This window comes from Flavobacterium aureirubrum (assembly GCF_038739835.1).
Taxonomy (GTDB): Bacteria; Bacteroidota; Bacteroidia; order Flavobacteriales; family Flavobacteriaceae; genus Flavobacterium; species Flavobacterium aureirubrum.
Window position 1 is genome coordinate 1 of the sequence record NZ_JBCGDO010000124.1, and the last position, 300, is coordinate 300.

A 300-nucleotide genomic window follows, 5' to 3' on the forward strand; every position below is an offset into this window, starting at 1 on the left:
CCTAACTTTTTTGACTAATGTTCGATCTCCTTTTTGCTCAGTATAAAAACTACCCCAGCTATGAAATTACATTAGAGCTAACAGCTATTTTTTTGGTTTGCTAAGTGTTTGGTTTGCTAAAAAAAACAACATTTTGGTTTTCCCAACAGGAATTATCAACACGGCCATTTATGTTTATTTGCTTTGGAAATGGTCTTTGCTTGGTGACATGATGTTCAATTTTTACTATGTCATCATGAGTATTTATGGATGGTATCATTGGACACGAAAGAAAGAAGCGGTAGTTCAATTTCCCATTTC

1 protein-coding gene is annotated in these 300 nt (G+C 34.0%); it reads left to right on the top strand.

Features of this window, described 5'->3' with window-relative positions:
* Positions 1-97: 97 nt before the first annotated feature.
* Positions 98-300 (top strand): nicotinamide mononucleotide transporter (locus tag WFZ85_RS16205; protein ID WP_413789749.1); only part of this gene is annotated, 203 nt, incomplete at its 3' end.